Here is a 1,463-nt window from a genome sequence, read left to right on the forward strand (position 1 = left end):
GCGCGCTCGCGCACCAGGTCCAGGGCGCGCTCGGCCGTGCCGAGCGCGCGCATGCAGTGGTGGATGCGGCCGGGTCCGAGCCGCGCCTGGGCCATGGCGAACCCCTCGCCCTCCCCGCCCAGCAGGGCGGACGCGGGCACGCGGACGTCGTCGAACACGATCTCGGCGTGGCCGCCGTGGTCGCGGTCGTCGTAGCCCAGCACGGTCAGGCCGCGCAGCACGGTGACGCCGGGGGTGTCGCGGGGCACGAGCACCATGGACTGCTGCCGGTGCCGGGGCGCGTCCGGGTCGGTCTTGCCCATGACCACCAGCAGCCCGCAGTCCGGGTTCATGGCGCCGGTGGCGAACCACTTGCGGCCCGTGACCACGTACTCGTCGCCGTCGCGCACGATGCGTGTGGCGATGTTCGTGGCGTCGGACGACGCGACGGCGGGCTCGGTCATGCAGAACGCCGACCGCAGAGCGGCCTCCAGCAGCGGGTCGAGCCAGCGTTCGCGCTGCTCGGGCGTGGCGAAGTGCGCGAGCAGCTCCATGTTGCCGGTGTCGGGCGCGGCGCAGTTCAGGGCGACGGGCGCGAGCCTCGGGCTGTACCCGGTCAGCTCGGCCACGGGGGCGTACTGCAGGTTGGTCAGGCCGCCGCCGCGTTCCGCTGCCGCGCCGCCGGAGCCAGCACCGCCCGGCGGCAGGAACAGGTTCCACAGCCCCCGCTCCTTCGCGGTGGCCTGCAGGTGCCGGACGACGGGCCGGAACGACCAGTCCTCGGGCGTGGCCGCGACCTGCGCGGCGAGCACGGGCTCGGCGGGCAGCACCTCGCCCACGAGGAAGTCCCGGACCCGGGCGGTGATGTCGCGCGTGGTCGCGTCGGGTGCGAAGTCCATCAGGCTCCTCCTGTCGCGCCGGCGCTGTCGCCGGGCGAGGCGCCGAGCCGGGCCAGCCCCTCGCGGGCCAGCGGCTCCACGAGGGCGCCGATCGTGTCGAACCCGGCACCGACGGTCTGGCCGCCGGTGTACCGGTAGTGGATGCCCTCGAGGATGACCGCGAGCTTGTAGCAGGCGAACGCCCGGTACCAGGCGAGGTCCGGCACGGCGATCCCGGCGCGGGCGGCGTAGGCGTCGATGACCTCGGCGAAGTCCGGGTAGCCGGCGCCGGGCACGATCGCCCCGGCGACGCCGACGACGCCGGCCTCCTGCGTCAGGTCGTGGATGTCCCAGTACATGCCGAGCATGCCCAGGTCGACGAGCGGGTCGCCGAGCGTTGCCATCTCCCAGTCCAGCACCGCGGTGACGTGCGGCGCCGCGGGCGGGCCGGCCACCAGCACGTTGTCGAGGCGGTAGTCGCCGTGCACGATGCCGGTGCGCGCCCCGTCGTCGGGCACCGTGGCGCCCAGCCGCTCCTGGAGGCCGTCCAGGAGCGGCTGGGGGCGCGAGCGCGACGCGTCGTACTGCCGTCGCCAGGTCGTGAGC

The 1,463-nt window shown here is 75.1% G+C and carries 2 protein-coding genes; both read right to left on the reverse strand.

Translation table 11 applies throughout. From position 1 onward, the window contains the following. On the reverse strand, window positions 1-878 hold an 878-nt coding region (locus PROKR_RS24205; RefSeq protein WP_084800651.1), incomplete at its 3' end, for an acyl-CoA dehydrogenase family protein. After that, a partial coding sequence (locus tag PROKR_RS31895; RefSeq protein WP_036968775.1) for a phosphotransferase occupies window positions 878-1,463 on the reverse strand: 586 nt, incomplete at its 5' end. The genes PROKR_RS31895 and PROKR_RS24205, both read right to left, overlap by 1 nt.

The organism is Promicromonospora kroppenstedtii DSM 19349 (assembly GCF_000515355.1).
GTDB lineage: Bacteria > Actinomycetota > Actinomycetes > Actinomycetales > Cellulomonadaceae > Promicromonospora > Promicromonospora kroppenstedtii.